The sequence below is a fragment of the Agrobacterium sp. a22-2 genome (genome assembly GCF_012276985.1).
In the GTDB taxonomy this organism is placed as follows: Bacteria; Pseudomonadota; Alphaproteobacteria; order Rhizobiales; family Rhizobiaceae; genus Allorhizobium.
Genome location: NZ_JAAXMM010000010.1, coordinates 136,314 through 155,340, shown reverse-complemented (window position 1 = coordinate 155,340; position 19,027 = coordinate 136,314). Strand labels below are relative to the sequence as shown.

22 protein-coding genes are annotated in these 19,027 nt (G+C 62.7%); 14 read left to right on the top strand and 8 right to left on the bottom strand.

Annotated features, from left to right (window positions below; genetic code table 11):
* Window positions 1-180 precede the first annotated feature (180 nt).
* Entirely contained in the window at window positions 181-1,254 is a 1,074-nt protein-coding gene (purM, locus tag HFC70_RS16945) for a phosphoribosylformylglycinamidine cyclo-ligase (protein ID WP_168474454.1), read from the top strand.
* A complete protein-coding gene (gene purN, locus HFC70_RS16940; RefSeq protein ID WP_168474453.1) occupies window positions 1,251-1,907 on the top strand; it encodes a phosphoribosylglycinamide formyltransferase in 657 nt (218 codons plus the stop codon). Before purM ends, purN begins: the two co-directional genes overlap by 4 nt.
* 9 nt (window positions 1,908-1,916) lie before the next feature.
* Here purN and HFC70_RS16935 read toward each other — a convergent pair whose 3' ends face one another.
* Window positions 1,917-2,708, bottom strand: a complete 792-nt coding sequence (locus HFC70_RS16935) for an SDR family oxidoreductase (protein ID WP_168474452.1) — start codon at window positions 2,706-2,708, stop codon at window positions 1,917-1,919.
* Between the two features lie 235 nt (window positions 2,709-2,943).
* On the opposite strand from HFC70_RS16935, the gene HFC70_RS16930 reads away from it, so the two are divergent.
* Complete coding sequence (locus tag HFC70_RS16930; RefSeq protein ID WP_168474451.1) at window positions 2,944-3,894, top strand: omptin family outer membrane protease; 951 nt, start codon at window positions 2,944-2,946, stop codon at window positions 3,892-3,894.
* Between the two features lie 81 nt (window positions 3,895-3,975).
* Here HFC70_RS16930 and HFC70_RS16925 read toward each other — a convergent pair whose 3' ends face one another.
* Both HFC70_RS16925 and HFC70_RS16920 read right to left on the bottom strand, forming a co-directional pair.
* Window positions 3,976-4,578: an NUDIX domain-containing protein gene (locus HFC70_RS16925; RefSeq protein ID WP_168474450.1), complete on the bottom strand. Its 603-nt coding sequence runs from the start codon at window positions 4,576-4,578 to the stop codon at window positions 3,976-3,978.
* Window positions 4,575-6,713: a molybdopterin-dependent oxidoreductase gene (locus tag HFC70_RS16920; RefSeq protein WP_168474449.1), complete on the bottom strand. Its 2,139-nt coding sequence runs from the start codon at window positions 6,711-6,713 to the stop codon at window positions 4,575-4,577. The genes HFC70_RS16925 and HFC70_RS16920 overlap by 4 nt, the downstream gene beginning before the upstream one ends.
* Before the next feature lie 75 nt (window positions 6,714-6,788).
* On the opposite strand from HFC70_RS16920, the gene HFC70_RS16915 reads away from it, so the two are divergent.
* The 4 genes from HFC70_RS16915 to HFC70_RS16900 all read left to right on the top strand — a co-directional run bounded on the left by HFC70_RS16915 (window position 6,789) and on the right by HFC70_RS16900 (window position 9,531).
* On the top strand, window positions 6,789-7,637 hold the full coding sequence (locus HFC70_RS16915; RefSeq protein WP_168474448.1) for a 23S rRNA (adenine(2030)-N(6))-methyltransferase RlmJ: 849 nt from the start codon (window positions 6,789-6,791) through the stop codon (window positions 7,635-7,637).
* A gap of 97 nt (window positions 7,638-7,734) precedes the next feature.
* Window positions 7,735-8,145 (top strand): hypothetical protein, encoded by a 411-nt coding sequence (locus HFC70_RS16910; RefSeq protein ID WP_168474447.1) that lies wholly within the window; start codon window positions 7,735-7,737, stop codon window positions 8,143-8,145.
* 5 nt (window positions 8,146-8,150) lie between these two features.
* Window positions 8,151-8,915: a ribonuclease gene (locus HFC70_RS16905; RefSeq protein ID WP_168474552.1), complete on the top strand. Its 765-nt coding sequence runs from the start codon at window positions 8,151-8,153 to the stop codon at window positions 8,913-8,915.
* Between the two features lie 19 nt (window positions 8,916-8,934).
* A complete protein-coding gene (locus tag HFC70_RS16900) occupies window positions 8,935-9,531 on the top strand; it encodes a glutathione S-transferase (protein WP_168474446.1) in 597 nt (198 codons plus the stop codon).
* A 72-nt stretch (window positions 9,532-9,603) separates the two neighbouring features.
* Here HFC70_RS16900 and HFC70_RS16895 read toward each other — a convergent pair whose 3' ends face one another.
* A complete protein-coding gene (locus tag HFC70_RS16895) occupies window positions 9,604-10,245 on the bottom strand; it encodes an outer membrane protein (RefSeq protein WP_168474445.1) in 642 nt (213 codons plus the stop codon).
* 370 nt (window positions 10,246-10,615) lie between these two features.
* Here HFC70_RS16895 and HFC70_RS16890 point away from each other — a divergent pair, with 370 nt between their 5' ends.
* From HFC70_RS16890 to HFC70_RS16870, 5 genes are all read left to right on the top strand, one after another.
* Complete coding sequence (locus HFC70_RS16890) at window positions 10,616-11,383, top strand: SDR family oxidoreductase (protein ID WP_168474444.1); 768 nt, start codon at window positions 10,616-10,618, stop codon at window positions 11,381-11,383.
* Window positions 11,380-13,407: an excinuclease ABC subunit UvrC gene (uvrC, locus tag HFC70_RS16885; protein ID WP_168474443.1), complete on the top strand. Its 2,028-nt coding sequence runs from the start codon at window positions 11,380-11,382 to the stop codon at window positions 13,405-13,407. The genes HFC70_RS16890 and uvrC overlap by 4 nt, the downstream gene beginning before the upstream one ends.
* A gap of 116 nt (window positions 13,408-13,523) precedes the next feature.
* Window positions 13,524-14,111: a CDP-diacylglycerol--glycerol-3-phosphate 3-phosphatidyltransferase gene (gene pgsA / locus HFC70_RS16880; protein ID WP_168474442.1), complete on the top strand. Its 588-nt coding sequence runs from the start codon at window positions 13,524-13,526 to the stop codon at window positions 14,109-14,111.
* Window positions 14,111-14,365 carry a molybdopterin converting factor subunit 1 gene (gene moaD / locus HFC70_RS16875; RefSeq protein ID WP_168474441.1) on the top strand — a complete coding sequence of 85 codons (255 nt, stop codon included), beginning with the start codon at window positions 14,111-14,113 and terminating at the stop codon, window positions 14,363-14,365. Before pgsA ends, moaD begins: the two co-directional genes overlap by 1 nt.
* A 4-nt stretch (window positions 14,366-14,369) precedes the next feature.
* Window positions 14,370-14,840: a molybdenum cofactor biosynthesis protein MoaE gene (locus HFC70_RS16870; protein ID WP_168474440.1), complete on the top strand. Its 471-nt coding sequence runs from the start codon at window positions 14,370-14,372 to the stop codon at window positions 14,838-14,840.
* Window positions 14,841-14,856: 16 nt separating this feature from the next.
* Here the strand turns inward: HFC70_RS16870 and HFC70_RS16865 are convergent, their stop codons facing one another.
* Window positions 14,857-15,753, bottom strand: a complete 897-nt coding sequence (locus HFC70_RS16865; protein WP_168474439.1) for a branched-chain amino acid ABC transporter permease — start codon at window positions 15,751-15,753, stop codon at window positions 14,857-14,859.
* Window positions 15,754-15,814: 61 nt separating this feature from the next.
* Between HFC70_RS16865 and HFC70_RS16860 the strand changes: the two genes are divergently transcribed.
* Both HFC70_RS16860 and HFC70_RS16855 read left to right on the top strand, forming a co-directional pair.
* Window positions 15,815-16,366, top strand: a complete 552-nt coding sequence (locus tag HFC70_RS16860; protein ID WP_168474438.1) for a CGNR zinc finger domain-containing protein — start codon at window positions 15,815-15,817, stop codon at window positions 16,364-16,366.
* On the top strand, window positions 16,363-16,872 hold the full coding sequence (locus HFC70_RS16855) for a hypothetical protein (protein ID WP_168474437.1): 510 nt from the start codon (window positions 16,363-16,365) through the stop codon (window positions 16,870-16,872). The genes HFC70_RS16860 and HFC70_RS16855 overlap by 4 nt, the downstream gene beginning before the upstream one ends.
* Before the next feature lie 74 nt (window positions 16,873-16,946).
* Here the strand turns inward: HFC70_RS16855 and ndk are convergent, their stop codons facing one another.
* The 3 genes from ndk to HFC70_RS16840 form a co-directional block, all read right to left on the bottom strand.
* The gene (gene ndk, locus HFC70_RS16850) at window positions 16,947-17,369 is read right to left on the bottom strand and encodes a nucleoside-diphosphate kinase (RefSeq protein ID WP_168474436.1); all 423 of its coding nucleotides are present in this window, start codon (window positions 17,367-17,369) and stop codon (window positions 16,947-16,949) included.
* Between the two features lie 148 nt (window positions 17,370-17,517).
* Complete coding sequence (locus HFC70_RS16845) at window positions 17,518-18,228, bottom strand: DUF1003 domain-containing protein (RefSeq protein ID WP_168474435.1); 711 nt, start codon at window positions 18,226-18,228, stop codon at window positions 17,518-17,520.
* Between the two features lie 98 nt (window positions 18,229-18,326).
* On the bottom strand, window positions 18,327-19,010 hold the full coding sequence (locus HFC70_RS16840; RefSeq protein ID WP_168474434.1) for a glutathione S-transferase family protein: 684 nt from the start codon (window positions 19,008-19,010) through the stop codon (window positions 18,327-18,329).
* Between the last annotated feature and the right edge of the window lie 17 nt (window positions 19,011-19,027).

Here is a 19,027-nt window from a genome sequence, read left to right as displayed (position 1 = left end):
GCAAATCGGGCTGGGCGGAAAGCAGGTTGAAAGACATGGCATGGGGAAATCCGCCGGCGGCGCATGGCCGCAGCATGGCACAAAACGCCGGAAAAGCGCCAAACCGATGCCATCCTGCTTGCATATCGGCCGCTCTCATGCAATTGCCAGCCGATATTCGGAAAGCCAGCGGAGACACGGATGAGCCAGTCTGGAAGGAACGGTCTGACCTATAGCGATGCGGGGGTCGACATCGACGCCGGCAACCTGATGGTCGAGAAGATCAAGCCTGCCGTCAAATCGACGCGGCGGCCCGGCGCCGACGGCGAGATCGGCGGCTTCGGCGGCCTGTTCGATCTGAAGGCCGCCGGCTTTACCGATCCGGTCCTGGTGGCCGCCAATGACGGCGTCGGCACCAAGCTGAAGATCGCCATCGACGCCGGCATCCACGACACGGTCGGCATCGATCTTGTCGCCATGTGCGTCAACGACCTCGTGGTGCAGGGCGCCGAACCGCTGTTCTTCCTCGACTATTTCGCCACCGGCAAGCTCGATCCCGACCAGGGCGCGGCGATCGTCGGCGGCATTGCGGCCGGCTGCCTTGAGGCGGGCTGCGCGCTGATCGGCGGCGAAACGGCCGAAATGCCAGGCATGTACAAGGGCGGCGACTACGACCTGGCCGGCTTTGCGGTCGGGGCTGCCGAACGCGGGCAACTTCTGCCGGCCGGCGACATTGCCGAAGGCGACGTGATCCTCGGCCTTGCCTCGTCCGGCGTGCATTCCAACGGGTTTTCGCTGGTGCGCAAGATCGTCACGCTGTCCGGGCTCGACTGGGACGCGCCGGCACCCTTTGCCAGCGAGATGACGCTGGGTGCGGCCCTGCTCACCCCGACCCGTATCTATGTGAAGCCGCTGTTGAAGGCGATCCGCGAGACGGGCGCCCTGAAGGCGCTGGCGCATATTACCGGCGGCGGTTTTCCGGAGAACATCCCGCGGGTCCTGCCAAAGCATCTGGCCGCCGAGATCGATCTCGACAGCATCACGGTTCCGGCCGTGTTCTCCTGGCTTGCTGCCACCGGCGGCGTGGCCCAGAACGAAATGCTGCGCACCTTCAACTGCGGCGTCGGTATGATCGTCGTGGTTTCGGCTGAAAACGCCGATGTCGTGACGGCTGCCCTTGAAGCCGAAGGCGAGACCGTGGCCCGCCTCGGCCGCATGGTGGCGCGCGAAGACGGCGCTGCCGGCACGATCTACAAGGGCAAGCTCGGCCTATGACGTCAGCCCGCAAGCGCGTCGTCGTCTTCATATCCGGCGGCGGATCGAACATGATGGCCCTGCTGGCAGCCTCGAAAGCCGCCGATTTTCCGGCGGAGATCGTCGCGGTGATCTCCGACAAGGCTTCGGCCGGCGGTCTGGCCAAGGCATCGACTGAGGGCATTGCCACCTTTGCCTTCGAGCGCAAATCCTATGCTGGCAAGGCCGAGCATGAAGCCGCCGTGCTGGCCGCACTTGCCGACCTGAAGCCGGATGTCATTTGCCTTGCCGGCTATATGCGGCTGCTCTCGGCGGATTTCATCCGCACTTACGAAGGCCGGATCATCAATATCCATCCGTCGCTGCTGCCGCTCTTTCCGGGGCTTCATACCCATGACCGCGCCATCGCAGCCGGCATGCGGGTCGCCGGCTGCACGGTGCATTTCGTGACCGAAGGCATGGATGAAGGGCCGATCATCGCCCAGGCCGTCGTGCCGGTCCTGCCGGGCGACACGTCAGACAGCCTGGCGGCGCGGGTGCTGACCGTCGAACACCGGATCTATCCAAAGGCGCTGCAACTGGTGTCGGACGGCACGGTCGCCATGGCGGCAGACGGCACGGTCACCCGCAGCGGATCCGACAGCGATCCCTTAGCGACGCTCATTTCGGCCTGAACCCGCCGATCACTTGCGGTTGCCCATGAAATAACCGGCGCCCATCACCAGCCATGCGGTTGGCAAAAGCCGCGTCGAGAATGCGGTCAGCCGGTTCATCAGACCCGCCACGACATCCCGTTTGCCGGCATAGAGCGCCTTCAGCCCGATGTCGGCGACCGGTTCCGGCTGCATGATGGCGGCGGCCGTAAGGGCGTTGATGCGGTGGCCGGCCGCGATGAAAAATCCGGTCGCGGTCGGCCCCGGGCACAGGACCGTGACGGTGACCTTGCGGCGGCGCAATTCCTGATGCAGCGCCCGCCCGAAGGACAAAACATAGGCCTTGGACGCAGCATAGACCGCATAACCGGGGATCGGCTGGAAGGCGCCGGTGCTGGCGACCAGCAGGATATGTCCACCGCCGCGCGACGCCATGTCGCCGGCATAGAGATGGGTCAATTCCGTCAGCGCCCGGATGTTCACGTCCACCATGCCGGTCACCCGATCCGCGACCTGATCGGCAAAGCGGCCATGCACGGCGAAGCCGGCATTGTTGATCAAGGTTTCGATGGCGATGCCACTGCTATCGATGGCGGATTTCAGCGTCTGCGCGGCGCCGGGCTCGCCGAGATCGGCGGTTTGCGTCACCACCTCGACCCCATGGGCAGACCTGATCTCACCGGCCAAAACCTCCAGCGCGTCGGCGCCACGAGCGCTCAGCACCAGGCTGTAGCCACGGCGGGCGAGCCCTTGCGCAAAGGCGCGGCCGAGACCGCCGGTCGCGCCTGTCACCAAGGCCCATTTGCGCTGCTGATCCGCCATGCCGTTCTCCCCTACCCTTGATGCATCATAGATAGCCGATCTGGCTCAGGCGGCAAGGCGGAAGCCGTTTGCTCGGCGGCGACCAAACGCCTCGCCGGCCGGATTGGCGATACCCCCAGTTTTGGCCCGCAACACGCCCAGATGTGGCCGAGGCCGGGCCTTGTGCCAAGCCCGGCAAGCCTTAGGTTCGCGCCCGATCAACACCTTCCAGATTCTTCGAGTGGGGCACACCAAAATGACCAAGATACATATCGTTTCCCTAGCGGCCATCGGACTGCTCTCCGGCCTGCCGCTGCAGGCTCTGGCCGACGACACGCTGTTTACCGCATCGAACGACATGTTCACGATTTCCGGCAGCGTCGGCCTCGCCAATATCAGCGGCGGCGAATACGTCTATTCCGGCAGCCACAAGATGAGCCAGCTCGACTGGGAGAGCACCGGCGTCACGCTCTACACGGCCGAAATCGGCGCCGATGTCGACAAGAACTGGAGCGTCAAGGCAAAATTCTCCGCCGGCTTCGGCGGCGATGGCCATATGGTCGACTATGACTGGATGAGCGAAACCCACGACGAATGGAGCGACCGCTCCGTCCATCCGGATACGGAATTGGCCCATTATTTCACCGGCTCGATCGAAATCGACCGCGACGTCTATTCCAATGAAACCACGACATTGGCGCTCGGCGCCGGCTTTCGCTACAGCGACGTGAAATGGGATGCCTATGGCGGCTCCTATATCTACAGCAGCGGCGACCCGGATTTTCGTGACCTGGTCGGGGAATTTCCCGATGGCGAACAGGGGATCAGCTACCAGCAGAAGATCCCGGTCGGCTTCCTGGCCGCCAATGTCGAGCATACGGCCGGCCGGTTCAGCTTCACCGGCGGACTGCAGGGCGGCTTGAGCTTCGGCATCGACGATATCGACGATCACTGGATGCGTAGCGCGCGCTTCTACGACTACATGGATGCCGCCCCGACGATCGCGCTCAACCTGGGGGCCAATTATGCCCTGACGCCGTCGGCCGCCGTCTACGTGTCGGGCTCGTTCGAGCGCGTCTTCCACGCCAAGGGGTCGATGGACATGTATGACACGACGACCGGCGATCTGATCGCTTCCGAAGACAATGCCGCCGGCGCGACCTTCCAGGCCATGTCGATCTCGGTCGGCCTCAAAGGCACGTTCTGATCCATCCCCGGGCGGCGGCCAAAACCGCCGTCCCACCTCACAAACCGCGGCACGCTTGGTCCGTGCTCGCGGTTTTTTTCGTCAGGGCCGGCGGTCGAGGCTGGCGCGGTTGAGGGCCGCCCATTGCAGCAGCATGATGGTCTTGCCGTCACAAATCTCGCCGGTTGCGATCATCTGAAGGGCTGCATCCAGATCGAGGTCCAGCAATTCCAGGTCCTCATGCTCGTCCTCGAGCCCGCCGCCGTCTTCGACCTTCTGCGCGGCACTGACGGCAGCAAAGTAGAAATGCACCTTCTCGGTCACCGATCCCGGCGACATATAGGCGCTGAACAGGTGGCGCGGCGCATCAATCCGATAGCCGGTCTCCTCCAGCACCTCGCGGCAGGCCGCCGCCAGGGGATCGCCGCCTTCGGTGGCACCGGCCGGCACTTCCAGCAGGAAGGCGGGATCGCCGTTGACATAGGCCGGAATGCGGAACTGGCGCACCATGACCACGGTCTGCCGGGACGGATCAAACAGCAGCACGGCAACCGCCTCGCCACGGTCGAAAACCTCCCAGGTCAGTCGATGGGTCTTGGCCGCATCATTGGTATAGTCGAAGGTCACCTTGCGCAGGTGGCTCCAGCCCTTGGACAGGGTCTCGTCGGAAACGATCTCGATGGTCGTCTTGTCGAACTTGCTCACGCCAGATCTTTCGTCAGCCAGACCTTGTTGTCGTGGAAGGCGGCACCGCCATGCGGGGCGACCGGATCGGCGCCGGTCAGCACATTGATGCCCTCCCCGTCGACATGCGCCTTGTTGGGCCACAGGCCTTCGGCCACCAGCACGCCTGGCTTGACGGCATCGGTGACGCGGGCGTGGATGCGGATTTCGCCGCGGCCATTGCCCATGCGCACCAGATCGTCGCTTTCGATGCCAAGCGCCAGCGCATCGGCGGGGCTGACCATTACCTCGGGGCGCCCCTCCTTCTGCACCGAACTGCGGGTTTCGGCAAAGGTCGAGTTGAGGAAGTTGCGAGCCGGCGAAGTGGCCAGCCGGAACGGATGCTGCTCGTCGGCAAGCTCGATGACATCCACCTGATCGGGAAAGGCTGGAAACTGCGCGACCGGGCCGAGGATGCCGACCGAGGCCGGCGGGCGATTGGGGGCGGGTCCGCCGGCCCAGTCCGGCTTGAAGTGGAACTTGCCATCGGGATGGGCAAAGCCGTTGAGGTAATGAGCCTCGTCGAAATCCGGCTGGCAATCGATCCATTTGTCGTTGAGCAGCGCGTCGAAGCCGATGCGGCCGCTGGCGGTCAGGATATGGTCGATATGCTCGCGGGCGGACAGGCCGAAGCCCGGATAGTCCGCGACGCCGAGGCGCTTGGCCAGTTCCTCGATGACGAAGAGATTGGTGCGCACCGTTTCCGGCGGCTCGACCAGTTTGGGGCCAAGCTGGATATGGTTCTGGCCGCCGCCGCGATAGAGATCGTCATGCTCGACAAACATGGTGGCCGGCAGGACGATATCGGCCAGTTCCGCCGTCTCGGTCATGAACTGCTCGTGCACGGCGACAAACAGGTCGTCGCGCAGGAAACCCTGTTTCACCAGCCGCTGCTCGGGCGCGACATTGACTGGGTTGGTGTTCTGGATCAGCATGGCCGTCACCGGTCCGCCATGGCGCAGAGCGACGGCATCGCCGGTCAGCACGCGGCCGACCTGCGACTGGTCGAGCATGCGGATCGACGGATCCATGTAGCCGGTGCCCATCAACTCCGACTTGTTGAGCCGGAAGATATCGCTGTTGGAATGAAAGGCGCCGCCGCCTTCGTATTGCCAGGAGCCGAGCACGGTTGCGACCGACAGGGCCGCATGCATCGACGCAGCACCATTGCGGCTGCGGGTAAAGCCATAGCCGAGGCGGAAGAAGGTCTTTCTCGTCGTGCCGACCAGGCGTGCAAAGGCCTCGATCTCCTCGACCGACAGGCCCGTGATCGCGGCGGCCCACTCCGGTGTGCGGGTCGCCAGATGCGCTTCGAGGCCCGCCGGATCGTCGGCATATTTTTCCATATAGGCGCGGTCGGCGTAACCGTCGCGGAAGGCGATGTGCATGACCGCGCAGGCCAGCGCCGCATCGGTGCCGGGCTTGAGCGTCAGCGCCATGTCGGCCTGCTTCATGGTCGGATTGTCGTAGATGTCGATAACGACGATCTTGGCGCCGCGTTCCTTGCGGGCCTTGATGGCATGGGTCATCACATTGACCTGGGTGGCGACCGCATTGGTGCCCCAGATGACCACGCAGTCGGTCCTGGCCATTTCACGCGGGTCCGGGCCACGTAGCATGCCGGTGCCCATGACATAGCCGGTCCAGGCCATGTTGGTGCAGATCGTGCCCATGAAACCGGAATAGCGCTTGGCATGGCGCAGGCGCTCGATCGAATCGCGCTGCACCTGGCCCATGGTGCCAGCGTAGAAATAGGGCCAGATCGCTTCCGTGCCATGTTTCTGCTCGGCGGCGACAAAGGCATTGGCGATCTCATCCAGCGCCGCGTCCCAGGAAATCTCCTGCCAGAGGCCCGCACCCTTGGCACCCTTGGCACCCTTGGCGCCCTTGCGGCGCTGCGGCACCATCAGCCGGTCGGGGTGATAGAGGCGCTCGGCATAGCGCGCCACCTTGGCGCAGATCACGCCGGCCGTGTAGCTGTTGTCGGCAGCACCGCGCACCCGGCCGATGCGGCCGTCCTCGGTGAGGTCGACCTCCAGCGCGCAGGTGGATGGACAGTCATGCGGACAGGTCGTATGACCGGGGCTCAGGGTCTTGATGGGTGTCGCTATGTTCATGGCTTTTGTATAGGACAAGCTGACAAAGCTCAAAAGCCCCATTCCAACAAATCATCACAGCCATCGGAATTCGACATGAACTACCGCCATATCTACCACGCGGGCAATTTCGCCGATGTGCTGAAGCATGCCGTGCTGGCGCGGCTCGTTGTCTACATGCAGCAGAAGGATAAGGCGTTCCGGGTGCTCGATACCCATGCCGGCATCGGTCTTTACGACCTGTCCTCCGACGAGGCGCAGAAAACCGGCGAATGGCTGACGGGCATCGGCAAGCTGATGGAAGCCGACCTGCCGGCCAATGTGGCGCCGTTGCTGGCGCCCTATCTGGACGCGGTGCGCGAGTTGAACCCCGATGGGCCGATCACGCTCTATCCCGGCTCGCCAAAGCTTGCCCGTATGCTGTTTCGCCCGCAGGATCGCCTGTCGGCCATGGAACTGCACCCGGACGATTGCCGGACGCTCTCCCGCCTGTTCGAAGGCGATTACCAGGTGCGCATCACCGAGCTCGACGGCTGGCTGTCGCTGGGCGCCCATCTGCCGCCCAAGGAAAAGCGCGGCATCGTGCTGGTCGATCCGCCTTTCGAGGTCGAGAACGAATACGAGCGGATGGTGGACGGGCTGGCAAAGGCCTGCCGGCGGTTTGCGACCGGCACCTACTGCCTGTGGTATCCGATCAAGAAGGGCGCGCCGCTTGCCGAATTCCACGAGGCGCTGAAGGCGCTCGACATCCCGAAAATGCTGTGCGCCGAACTCAATGTGCGCAGCGACCGCGAGGGCGGCCTGTCCGGCTCGGGGCTGATCATCGTCAATCCGCCCTTCACCCTGAAAGACGAGATGCATCTGATGCTGCCGGTGCTGAAACAGGCCATGGCCCAGGATCGCTATGCCTCGCATCGCTGCTTCTGGCTGCGCGGCGAAGATTGAGACTTGGTATAAGACCTGCCGCCGCCGCCTCCACACTTGACCGCGTCCGCCTTTGCCAACATCCTCCCCCAAAACCAGGGAGACTCATGAACCTGCCATGTCCGCCAGATCTGTTGTCAACGCCGGCGTGATTGCCGCAACCATGATTGTCGCAACCGCACCGGTCCATGCCGGCGACTGGACGCCGAAATGCAACGATTCCTGGGTCCTCTGGACCGTCAAGGCCCGGTTTGCGGCCAGCCACGGCCCCTTTCTCGCCCCAAGGCTGACGATTGCCGATTTCGGCACCCCTCGCCAAGACCAGTTGATGCCCGGCGACAAGACCCATTCGGTCGAGCGGCGCCATTGCAGCGCTAAAATCGTCACCAGCGACGGCGTTGCTCGCCAGCTCTATTATCTGATCGAGAGCAATATGGCCCAGGCGGGCTTCGGATCCGGCGTCGAATTCTGCGCCAGCGGCCTTGATCCCTCGCATATCTACGGCGCGGCCTGCGCATCTTTGCGGTGAATGTCCTGCCTCGCTATGGCGGCCTGATCGCGCTTGCGGCGCTTGCCATTGCTGCTGCGGTCTATGGACTGCGGGACGGAATGGAAACGCACGGCGACATGGGTGTTTCGCGCGAAACTGCGATACCGACCGAGCCGATCGCAGGCGAAACTGCGGCATCGCCAGCGCCTCGCCCGGTCGCCGTTCCCCGCGGCAAGGGATTCGATTTCTACGTGCTGTCGCTGTCGTGGTCGCCGACCTATTGCGGATCGGACGAGGGTCGCGGCAATCGCCAGCAATGCGGCACCGATGCCGATTACGGGCTGATCGTGCACGGCCTGTGGCCACAGAACGAAACCGGTTACCCGGAATTCTGCAACAGTGGCGAAGCGGAGCGCGTGCCCGACAGCCTCGGCCAGTCGCTGTTCGACATCATGCCCGGCATGGGCCTGATCGGCCATGAATGGCGCAAGCACGGCACCTGCTCGGGCCTCAGCCAGCAGGACTATTTCCGCGTCACCCGGCAGGCCTATGAGCGGATAAAAATCCCGGAGGTACTCAAGAACGCCAAAGCCTTGGCCAGCCTCCGGCTCGGCACCGAGCGGATCGAAGACATGTTCACGGACAAGAACCCCGACCTCGGCAAGCGCGGCATCGCGGTCACCTGCGACGATGGCAAACTCGACGAGGTCCGCATCTGCCTGACCAAGGAACTGGCCTTTCGCGATTGCCCGGAAGTCGACCGCAATGCCTGCCGGCTGAAATCCGTAGACCTTCCGGCCATCAACTGAACAAACCACAGGACAAACCATGAAACTGCTCCACTCCCCGACCTCCCCCTACTCCTCCAAGGTCCGTATGGCCGCCCGCTATCTCGGCGTTAGCGTTGAGGAGATCAAGGTCGCAGCCATGGATGACCCGGTCGAACTGGTCGAGTGCAATCCGCTCGGCAAGATCCCGACGCTGGTCAGCGACGAGGGTCAGGCGATCTTCGACAGCCGCGCCATCATGCATTATCTGCACCGCGTGTCCGGCAAGACGCTGTATCCGAAAAAGCACGCCAAGCGCACCGAGGTCGAGGTGTTCGAAGCGCTGTGCGACGGCATTACCGATTGCCTGGTCGCCATCGTCTACGAAAAACGCTTCCATCCGCCGGAAAAGGTCCACCAGCCCTATATCGACCGGCAATGGAGCAAGGTGGTGCGCGGGCTCGATCACCTCAACGCCCATCTGCCGAAGACCGGTAAAAAGCTGAATGGCGGGCATTTCGCCATGGCCGCCATGATCGGCTATCTGATGCTGCGCTTTCCCGGAGAGTGGGAAGACGGCCGCACCGAACTGACCGCCTGGCCACAGAAATTCGCCAAGCGTTTCGAGGATTATTCCGCGCTCAAGCCGCAGGGCTGACAGTTCCTCCCCGTTTCCAAACGCAAAAAAGCCGGGCAATGCCCGGCTTTCCTGTGTTCGATCAGAGGCTGATCAGAACTTGACGCCCATACCGACCTTGACGCTGTGGTTGTCGAAACCGCGCGAGTAGGTCGTGCCGCCGACATCGAAATCCTTCTTCTGGTAATCGCTGTAGCGATATTCCACGCGGGCGGTGATGTTGTCGGTGACGAGAGCTTCGACACCGGCGCCGACCGTGTAACCCAGAGCCGTCTTGTCATCCGAGCCTGCCGCACTGGACAGTTCGTGATTGGCAGCAGCAACACCAGCCGTACCATAGATCAGGAAGGGGTTCATGTCGTAGCCGACGCGGCCACGGATAGAACCGTTGATGCCTTCCTTGCCGGTGACGCCGGCAGCAGCGCGGCCGTCCTGGCCGGTGTAACCGATATCGGCTTCCGCACCATAGACGATCTGGCCGTTCTGCATGTTGTAACCGCCATAGAGCTGACCGCCGACGGCGTTGGCATTGTAGTCGTCACCGCGGAAGCGGCCGTTGTCATAGGTGGCGGCGCCACCGACATAGGCACCGGCCCAGCCGCCAGCCGGAGCGACGATGTTCTCGGTGACCGCCGGAGCTTCCGGGATCTGGTCGATCGCATCAGCGGCACCCGCCGAGGTGACAAAAGAAAGACCTGCAGACGAGGCCATAAGAATCATAACGAGAGTACGCATACTTTATCTCCTTTTCGTTTCCGGGCCTGCGTAAGATTGTCTATCTATCGCGGCTCGGACATACAGACGGATGTCCCTGCCCGTTCCGATAGTTAAAATGATATCCAATTGAGGAATTGAAAGAGCCGAATTGTGAATTCTTTGAGGCACACGAAAGGCAAAAATGGGACGTTGCTTATCCGCCACAGGGTATTCATTAACCATAACAAATTGTAAACAGGACGTTACTGAACTATATTCGAACTAATATTGCAGAAAATCCAAATGCCCGAACTCACTCCCTGCCATACGATACGCGAACCGATCTTCTATAATAAGAAACGCGCTCTATATGCGCAGCATCGCAAATCCACTGCCGGATAGAAAACCCTTGGAAAACAAGATCGAAAAGACAGCCCTTGTCACCGGAGCCGCTAAAAGACTTGGGCGAGCCATTGCACAAGATCTCGCAGCTCACGGATTCGCCGTGGCACTTCACGCCAACCAGTCCATCGCCGAGGCCGAGGCGCTTGCCGCCGATCTGCGGCGGCTTGGCGGGCGGGCTGTCGCGGTCAAAGCCGATCTGAGGCAGATCGACGAGACCGCAGGGCTGATCGAGGCCGCGGCCAGCGAGCTCGGGCCGATCGGCCTCCTGGTCAACAATGCTTCGGTTTTTCAGGAGGACAGCGCCGAGCGGTTCGATGCGGCGGTGTTCGCCGCGCATTTCGACCTGCATCTGCGGGCGCCCTCGATTCTGGCGGCGGCCTTTGCGGCACAGGTGCCGGCTGATCGGGAAGGCATGATCGTCAACATCATCGACCAGCGCGTGCTGGCGCTGAGGCCGACCTTCTATTCCTATACCCTGTCGAAGGCCGCCCTGTGGACCGCCACCCAAACGATGGCGCAGAGCTTTGCGCCGCGCATAAGGGTCAACGGCATCGGTCCCGGTCCGACGCTGATCAGCGAGCGTCAGACCCTTGAGGATTTTCAAGCGCAGATCGACAGCCTGCCTTTGAAGCGTGGGCCGGAACTTGGGGAATTCGGCCGCACGATCCGCTTTCTTTTTGACACGCCTTCGATCACCGGCCAAATGATTGCGCTCGACGGCGGCCAGCATCATATATGGCACATACCGGGCACAGCGGAGATTCGTGAATGACGGGAGGAAAGCTGCCGGACGGCGGCATTCTCTATGACGGCAGTGAAGACGACGACGACATCGCGATCGACAGCGTTGCCGAGGCGCCCGTCCTTGCCGTCGACTGGACGGAAGGCAATCGCAACGAGAACGGCCTGACCGGCGCCGAGCTGATCGGCGAATTCGTCAAGCAATTGCCCAACAGTCCCGGCGTCTATCGCATGTTCAATGCCGATGGCGACGTGCTCTATGTCGGCAAGGCCCGCAGCCTGAAGAAGCGCGTCAGCAATTATGCGCAAGGGCGCGGTCATTCGAACCGCATCGTTCGCATGGTGCGCGAAACCGCCAATATGGAATTCGTCACGACGCGCACCGAGGTCGAGGCGCTGCTGCTCGAAGCCAATCTGATCAAGCGCTTGCGGCCGCGGTTCAACGTGCTGCTGCGCGATGACAAGAGCTTTCCCTATATCCTGATCACCGGCGACAGCAAGGCACCGGCGATCTACAAGCATCGCGGCGCGCGCGCCAAGAAGGGCGATTATTTCGGCCCCTTCGCCTCGGCCAGCGCCGTCGGGCGCACCATCAATTCGCTGCAGCGCGCCTTCCTGCTGCGCACCTGCACCGACAGCGTGTTCGAGACCCGCACCCGCCCCTGCCTGCTCTACCAGATCAAGCGCTGTTCGGGGCCGTGCACCGGCGAAGTCAGCGAGGCCGGCTATGCCGAGCTGGTGAGCGAGGCCAAGGATTTCCTGTCCGGCAAGAGCCAGAACGTCAAATCCTCGATCGCGGCTGCGATGAACGAAGCGGCCGAAGATCTCGATTTCGAGCGCGCCGCCGTCTATCGCGACCGGTTGGCGGCGCTCAGCCATGTGCAGAGCCATCAGGGCATCAACCCGGCCAGCATCGAGGAAGCCGACATCTTCGCCATCCATCACGAGGGCGGGCTGACCTGCATCCAGGTGTTCTTTTTCCGCACCGGCCAGAACTGGGGCAACCGCGCCTATTTCCCGAAGGCCGATCCGCAGATGTCCAGCGCCGAAGTGCTCAGCGCCTTCCTGGCGCAGTTCTACGACGACAAACCCTGTCCCCGGCAGGTGCTGCTGTCCGAGACGATCGAGGAGCAGGACCTTCTGGCCGCCGCCCTGTCGGAGCGGGCCGGTTACCGGGTGACCGTGCTGGTGCCGCAACGCGGCGACAAAAAGGACGTGGTCGACCATGTCACCGCCAATGCGCGCGAGGCCCATGGCCGCAAGCTCGCCGAGACCGCCTCGCAATCGCGCCTGCTGCAGGGCTTTGCCGAGACCTTTGCACTGCCTTACGTGCCGCGCCGCATCGAGATCTACGACAACTCCCACATCATGGGCACCAATGCGGTGGGCGGCATGGTGGTGGCGGGACCGGAAGGCTTCGTCAAAGGCCAGTATCGCAAGTTCAACATCAAATCGACGGACATCACGCCGGGCGACGACTTCGGCATGATGCGCGAAGTGATGACACGGCGCTTCTCGCGGCTTTTGAAGGAAGAAGGCAAGCCGGACCGCAGCCAGCCGCCGACGGACGAAACGGCAGACACCGCCTTCCCCGCCTGGCCCGACGTGATCCTGATCGACGGCGGCCAGGGGCAGATGACGGCGGTGCGCACCATTCTCGAAGAACTCGGCATTACCGACAGCGTGATCGCCATCGGCGTCGCCAAGGGTGTCGACCGCGACGCAGGGCGCGAGCGGTTCTTTGCGGCCGGCAAGGCGGATTTCACGCTGCCGCCCCGCGATCCCGTCCTCTATTTCGTGCAGCGCCTGCGCGACGAGGCGCATCGTTTCGCCATCGGCTCGCATCGGGCGCGGCGCAAGAAGGAGATGGTCAGCAATCCGCTCGACGAGATCGCCGGCATCGGCCCGACGCGCAAGCGGGCGCTGCTTCAGCATTTCGGCACCGCCAAGGCGGTATCGCGGGCGGGCCTCACGGACCTGACCGCCGTCGACGGCATTTCGGAGACGGTAGCGCGGCTGGTCTACAATCATTTCCATGAAAAAGCCGCGGATTGAGATTGAGAAGAACAGCCTAAGCCACCACCTGTGTTGAAACATTCAGACAGAGGGTGTTGACGGTCGGGGGCGAAAACCGTCATCTACGACTGAAATCGTGCAAAAGACAGGACACCATGGCTTCGCGGACCTATAATATTCCCAATCTCCTGACCTACGGCCGCATTTTGGCCGTGCCGTTCATCGTCCTGTGCTTCTTTATCGAGGGACAGCTGGCCAGCTCCGACTTTGCCCGCTGGACCGCCCTGACGCTATTCGTCATTGCCTCGATCACCGATTTTCTCGACGGCTATCTGGCGCGCATCTGGAACCAGACGTCCAATATCGGCCGGATGCTCGATCCGATCGCCGACAAGCTGTTGGTCGCCTCGGTACTGCTGCTGATGGCCGCGGACGGTACCATTGCCGGCTGGTCGCTCTGGGCCGCAATCACCATCCTGTGCCGCGAGATCCTGGTCTCGGGCCTGCGCGAATATCTGGCGGCGCTGAAGGTCAGCGTGCCGGTGACGCGCATCGCCAAATGGAAGACGACGCTGCAGATGGTGGCCATCGCCTTCCTGCTGGCCGGCCCGGCCGGCGACAAGGTGCTGCCCTATACGACGGAACTCGGCATCACCCTGCTCTGGGTCGCCGCGATCCTGACCATCTACACCGGCTACGACTATTTCCGTGCCGGCGCCAAACACATCGTGGACGCCGAATGATGGTCAAGCTCGTCTATTTCGCCTGGGTGCGCGAACGGATCGGCAAGGGTGAGGAAGACCTGGAGCTTCCGGCAGGTGTCGTGACCGTTGCCGACCTGATCGAGCATCTGCGCGGCCTTGGCGAGGAATATGAATCCGCGCTGCAGTTTCCCGAGGCCATTCGCGTGGCGATCAACCAGGAACATGTCGAACATGACGAGCCGATTGCTGGCGCGCGCGAGATCGGCCTGTTCCCGCCGATGACGGGCGGCTAGGGCCATGCCAGTGTCCCCTCCCTCCCCGGTTATCCGCGTCCAGGCCGAGGATTTCGACCTGACGGCGGAGAACCGCGCCATCAGCGCCGGGCGGACGGATATCGGAGCAGTGGTTTCCTTCGTCGGACTCTGCCGCGATGAAGGCGGCACATTGTCGGCGCTGGAGCTTGAGCATTATCCCGGCATGGCAGAAGCGGAGATGCGGCGGATCGGCGAGACGGCGATCGAGCGCTTCAACCTGCTGGCGCTGACCGCCATCCACCGTTACGGCCGGATCGCTCCCAGCCAGAACATCGTGCTGGTGATTGCGGCCGCCAGCCACCGGCAGGCTGCCTTCGACGGCGCCAACCTGATGATGGACTTTCTCAAGACCTCCGCCCCGTTCTGGAAGAAGGAACACGGCAAGGACGGATCGACGGGCGACTGGGTTGTCGCGCGCGACGCCGACGACCGGGCCCGCGACCGCTGGCGGTGACGGCTGGCAGCACCGATCACGGTATTGCCCGCTCGCGGCGACTGAGGACGAGCACGGCCACCAACCCCGATACGATCACCAGGTCTCGCAACATGATCGGTCCGAAGCCGCTCCACAGGGTTTCGGCCACCCCGACGGCAGCGGCCCCCAGTGCCGAGCGGGTCGGCGAAGACGTGCCGCCGGCCGCGGCGATCAGCACCACTTTCAGCCCGAAGACCAGACCCGCGCCGAAATCCATAGCGCCGTAATAGGATGTCGAGAGGATGCCGCAGACGGCAGCGATCATGGTTGCCGTCAGGTAGGACGCCACAAAGGCAAAGCCGGAGTCGACGCCACACAACTCGGCGGCCCTGGCATCATCGCAAACCGCCCGCCACAGGCGGCCGATGCGGCCGTGGCGCAGGATGCCATGGCCAATGATGACGATCGCCGCCATCAGCGCCGTGTTGACCATCTGGATGACCGTCAGTGTCACCCTGAACCCGCCATCCTCCAGAAACACCACGGGCGCGTTCAGGAAAGGCGGCAGCCAGAGGACGCGGCTGTCGGCCGCCAGCCGCGCACTTTCCGAAAGAATGATCAGGACGGCCAGCGAGGCGACGATCACGATGTTGGGAGACAGGCGATAGAGCGGGCGCATGACATGGCGGCCGATCAGGGCGCCGGCCGCCAGCGCATAGAGTTCCGCTGCAACGGCGCCCAGCGCCAAGGCCGCCGGCAGCACCAGATAAAGATCGTTCCAGGCGAATTCGGCAAACAGCACATAGATCTGACCGGAAAAGGCAAACAGGGCTCCATAGGTGATGTCGGCCCGGCGCGTCATGCCGAAAATCAGCGCGTAGCCGAAGGCCAGGGCCGCATAAAGCGCAGCCAGCGGCAGGGCATTGGCAAATTGTTGCAACAGATAGGCCATTCGAAATCTCCGCTCGAATTTATAACTATCAAAATTCATTTTACCAGTTATAATTTTGAGCATGACCTTCACCTGGACCCCTCACCGCTTTTCCGGCGGAGCGCTCGCGCTCGATGTTGCCAACACGATTATCCTGCGCATGGATCCCCTGGAGCGCCGCGACCGCTTTGAGGATCCGGTAAAGCTCGCGACCTTCGTCCCGGCCGCGCAGGTCTTCTGCGCCGAGCGGGACCTGGCGGTGCGGCTTGCGCCGGTGCGGCCGGACAACGGCAGGCGTTTCCTTCAGTTGCGCGAGGCGATCGACGCCTATTTCCGCAATCGGACGCTCGGCCACGACAGTCGCGACGATCTCGCCACCTTGCTGGAGGCGATCGCCGACAATCTGCGCCATGGCAACGATCAGGCGGGGCTGGAAACGGCCACCGCCCTTTCAGCCCTGAGGTTATGCGGCGAGCCGGCACCGGAGCGCATGAAGATCTGCGCCAAGTGCGGCTGGCTGTTTCTCGACCGCAGCAAGAACAGGAGCCGGATGTGGTGCGACATGGCGGTCTGCGGCAACCGCGTCAAAGCCAGCCGGCATTATCAGCGAAAGCGAAAGGAGACCGATCCATGACGATCAGGTCGATTGCTGTATGGGCGTCTTGCGCAGCGATGCTGCTTGCCGGCTGCCAGAGAGAGGACAAGGACGCGCCGCTTGCCGTGGCGGGCCGGCTGGTCGTGTTCAACTATCGGGTCGCCAAGGCCAGCTATCTGGTAACGCTCAGACGCCAGGGCGATTTGCCCGAAGGCAGCATGGTGGAAACACGCTTTGAAAATCCGGCCGGCGGCGCGCCGCTGGTAACGCGGTCGAAGATCTTTCCATCTGAGCACAACGTGGTGCTGGAGAGCCCGGCGCTGCATTGCGTCGTCAAGGATCGGCCCTATACGGTCGACATCCGCGTCAGCGATGCCAAGGGCAACCTGATCCAGACGTTGCAGACAACCGTCAAATCGAGCGAGGACCAAAGCATCCTGCCGGCAAAGCCGCTGGTTCTGGGGGCCGTCTACACCAAAAACCCGGAGGTCTTCAAAGCCGATGGCAGCACCGACTTCTCCCCCGAAGCCGGCTGCCGCCCATAAAAAAACCGGAGCATGCCGCCCCGGTTTTTTTCAAATCTCGTCAAGTGAATGAGGCCGATGCCTCAGGGCTTGGTTCAGCCGACGATTTCGGTGTCGGAGAACCAGTACTTGATTTCCTGGGCAGCGGTTTCCGGAGCATCCGAACCGTGAACCGAATTTTCGCCGATCGACAAAGCGTGGGTCTTGCGGATCGTGCCTTCGTCGGCATTGGCCGGGTTGGTGGCGCCCATGATTTCGCGGTTCTTGAGGATGGCGTTCTCGCCTTCCAGGACCTGGACGACGGTCGGGCCGGAGGTCATGCCTTCGACCAGTTCGCCGAAGAAGGGGCGTTCCTTGTGGACGGCGTAGAAGCCTTCGGCTTCGCGGGTGCTCATCCAGACGCGCTTGGAGGCAACGACGCGCAGGCCGGCGTCTTCGAGCATCTTGGTGATGGCGCCCGTCAGGTTACGCTTGGTGGCATCCGGCTTGATCATCGAAAACGTGCGTTCAATCGCCATGTCTATCGTCCTTTGTCTTATAGGGAAAGTGGGCGGTATCTAACCGCCTCAAGGCCTGAAAACAAGGGGGATGGGCGAAGTTTCATGGCGCCGTCACAGTGCCGCGCCAAACCGTGACGCCTTGCTTGCGCCGCGCGTTTCTCGATGCTCAACGCTCCCGCCGCTCCAAAAGGTCGATCTGGATCTGCTGCAGTTCGGCCAGCCGTTCCCATTGATGGGCCATCTGGTGGTCGATCTTTTCGTGCAGGTTTCTAATCTCGAGTTCGGCCCGCAGATTGATCATGTAATCATTCTCGGCGCGCTGCCTGTCCTTCTGTTCCTGCCGCCGCTGGCTCATCATGATCACCGGCGCCTGCAGGGCCGCGACACAGGACAGGAGCAGGTTGAGGAGGATGAAGGGATAGGGATCGAATGCCGCGGCGCGCAACAACCAGATATTCGTCATGATCCATAATGCGAGAAAAAGACAGAACGAGAGGATAAAGACCCAGGACCCGCCGAATGACGCCACGGCATCGGCGGCTTTCTCTCCAAATGTCGGGCTTGGCTCCGTCGAGGGCCGCCCGATCTCCTGGACCGTCGACGCCCCTGCCTCCAGGCTGTCGAGCACGCGCTGGTCGAGTTCGGACAGTTCGCCCCGCTCGTCCTCCAGCAGCGTTTCGACATAGCGCCGTCGGTAGCGCGCCATGTCTCCATCGCAGATAAAGCTGTCTGCCGACCACCCCTCGACTTCGCCCTGCACGAGTTCGAAGAGATGCGGGCGCATCAAGGCTGCCGAGCGCAGTTGCGACCGCGGGAAAGCTTGGCCGCAGACCGCACAGCAGCGCTGCTTCTCCGTGTTTCGAAGGTCATGTACCATCGGATATACGCTCTTCCGTTGCCCGCTCCCGATCCGAGCTTATACCTATGGCAGCGCCCGCCAATGAGAATTCGCAAAGGCCAGGACGAACGCCCGCCTCACGCCACCTGTCGCGCTTCGGCGCCGTGCAGATCGAGGCAACGTTCGAACCACAGGGCTGCCGGATCGTCGGCCGGCAAATGAATGCTGCCGGAGGTGATCCTCAGCCATTGCAGAGCTCCGAACAGGATATAGTCGGCAAACAGCGGGCCGTCGCCGCCGATGAAGGGCTGGAACTTCAGCATATGCCGGAGCGGCTCGAGCTTGGCCGGGAATGCGGCGATCTCCGCATCACGGCCGGCGGCAATCGCTTCGAGAGGCTTGCCGAGCCGCTTTTCGCGACTGTCGCGGAAATAGGCCTGGTCGGGCGTATCCAGCATATCGTGGATATCCATCAGCGCGATACGGGTCGCTGCGGTATGAATGACCGTCTGCGAAAAACCTTCGATGAAGCGCGCCATGGCTTCGCCGCCCTCGCCGCCAAACAGCGACGGGCGATCGGAATAGGTTTCGTCGAGATAGAGCGCGATGTCGAAACTGTCGGACACCAGCCGCTCGCCGTCGCGCAGCAGAGGCACGGTCTTGCTGGCGCCCTGCTCGACCGTGGGAATGGCCGTAAACGGCAAGGGCCGTTCCTCGAAGGCCAGTCCCTTGTGATGCAGGGCCATGACGATCTTCCAGCAATGGGGCGAGAACGGACGGGACGCATCGGCGCCGCAGAGCGAATAAAGGATGAGGGTCATGGGCTGGTCTCCTTTCG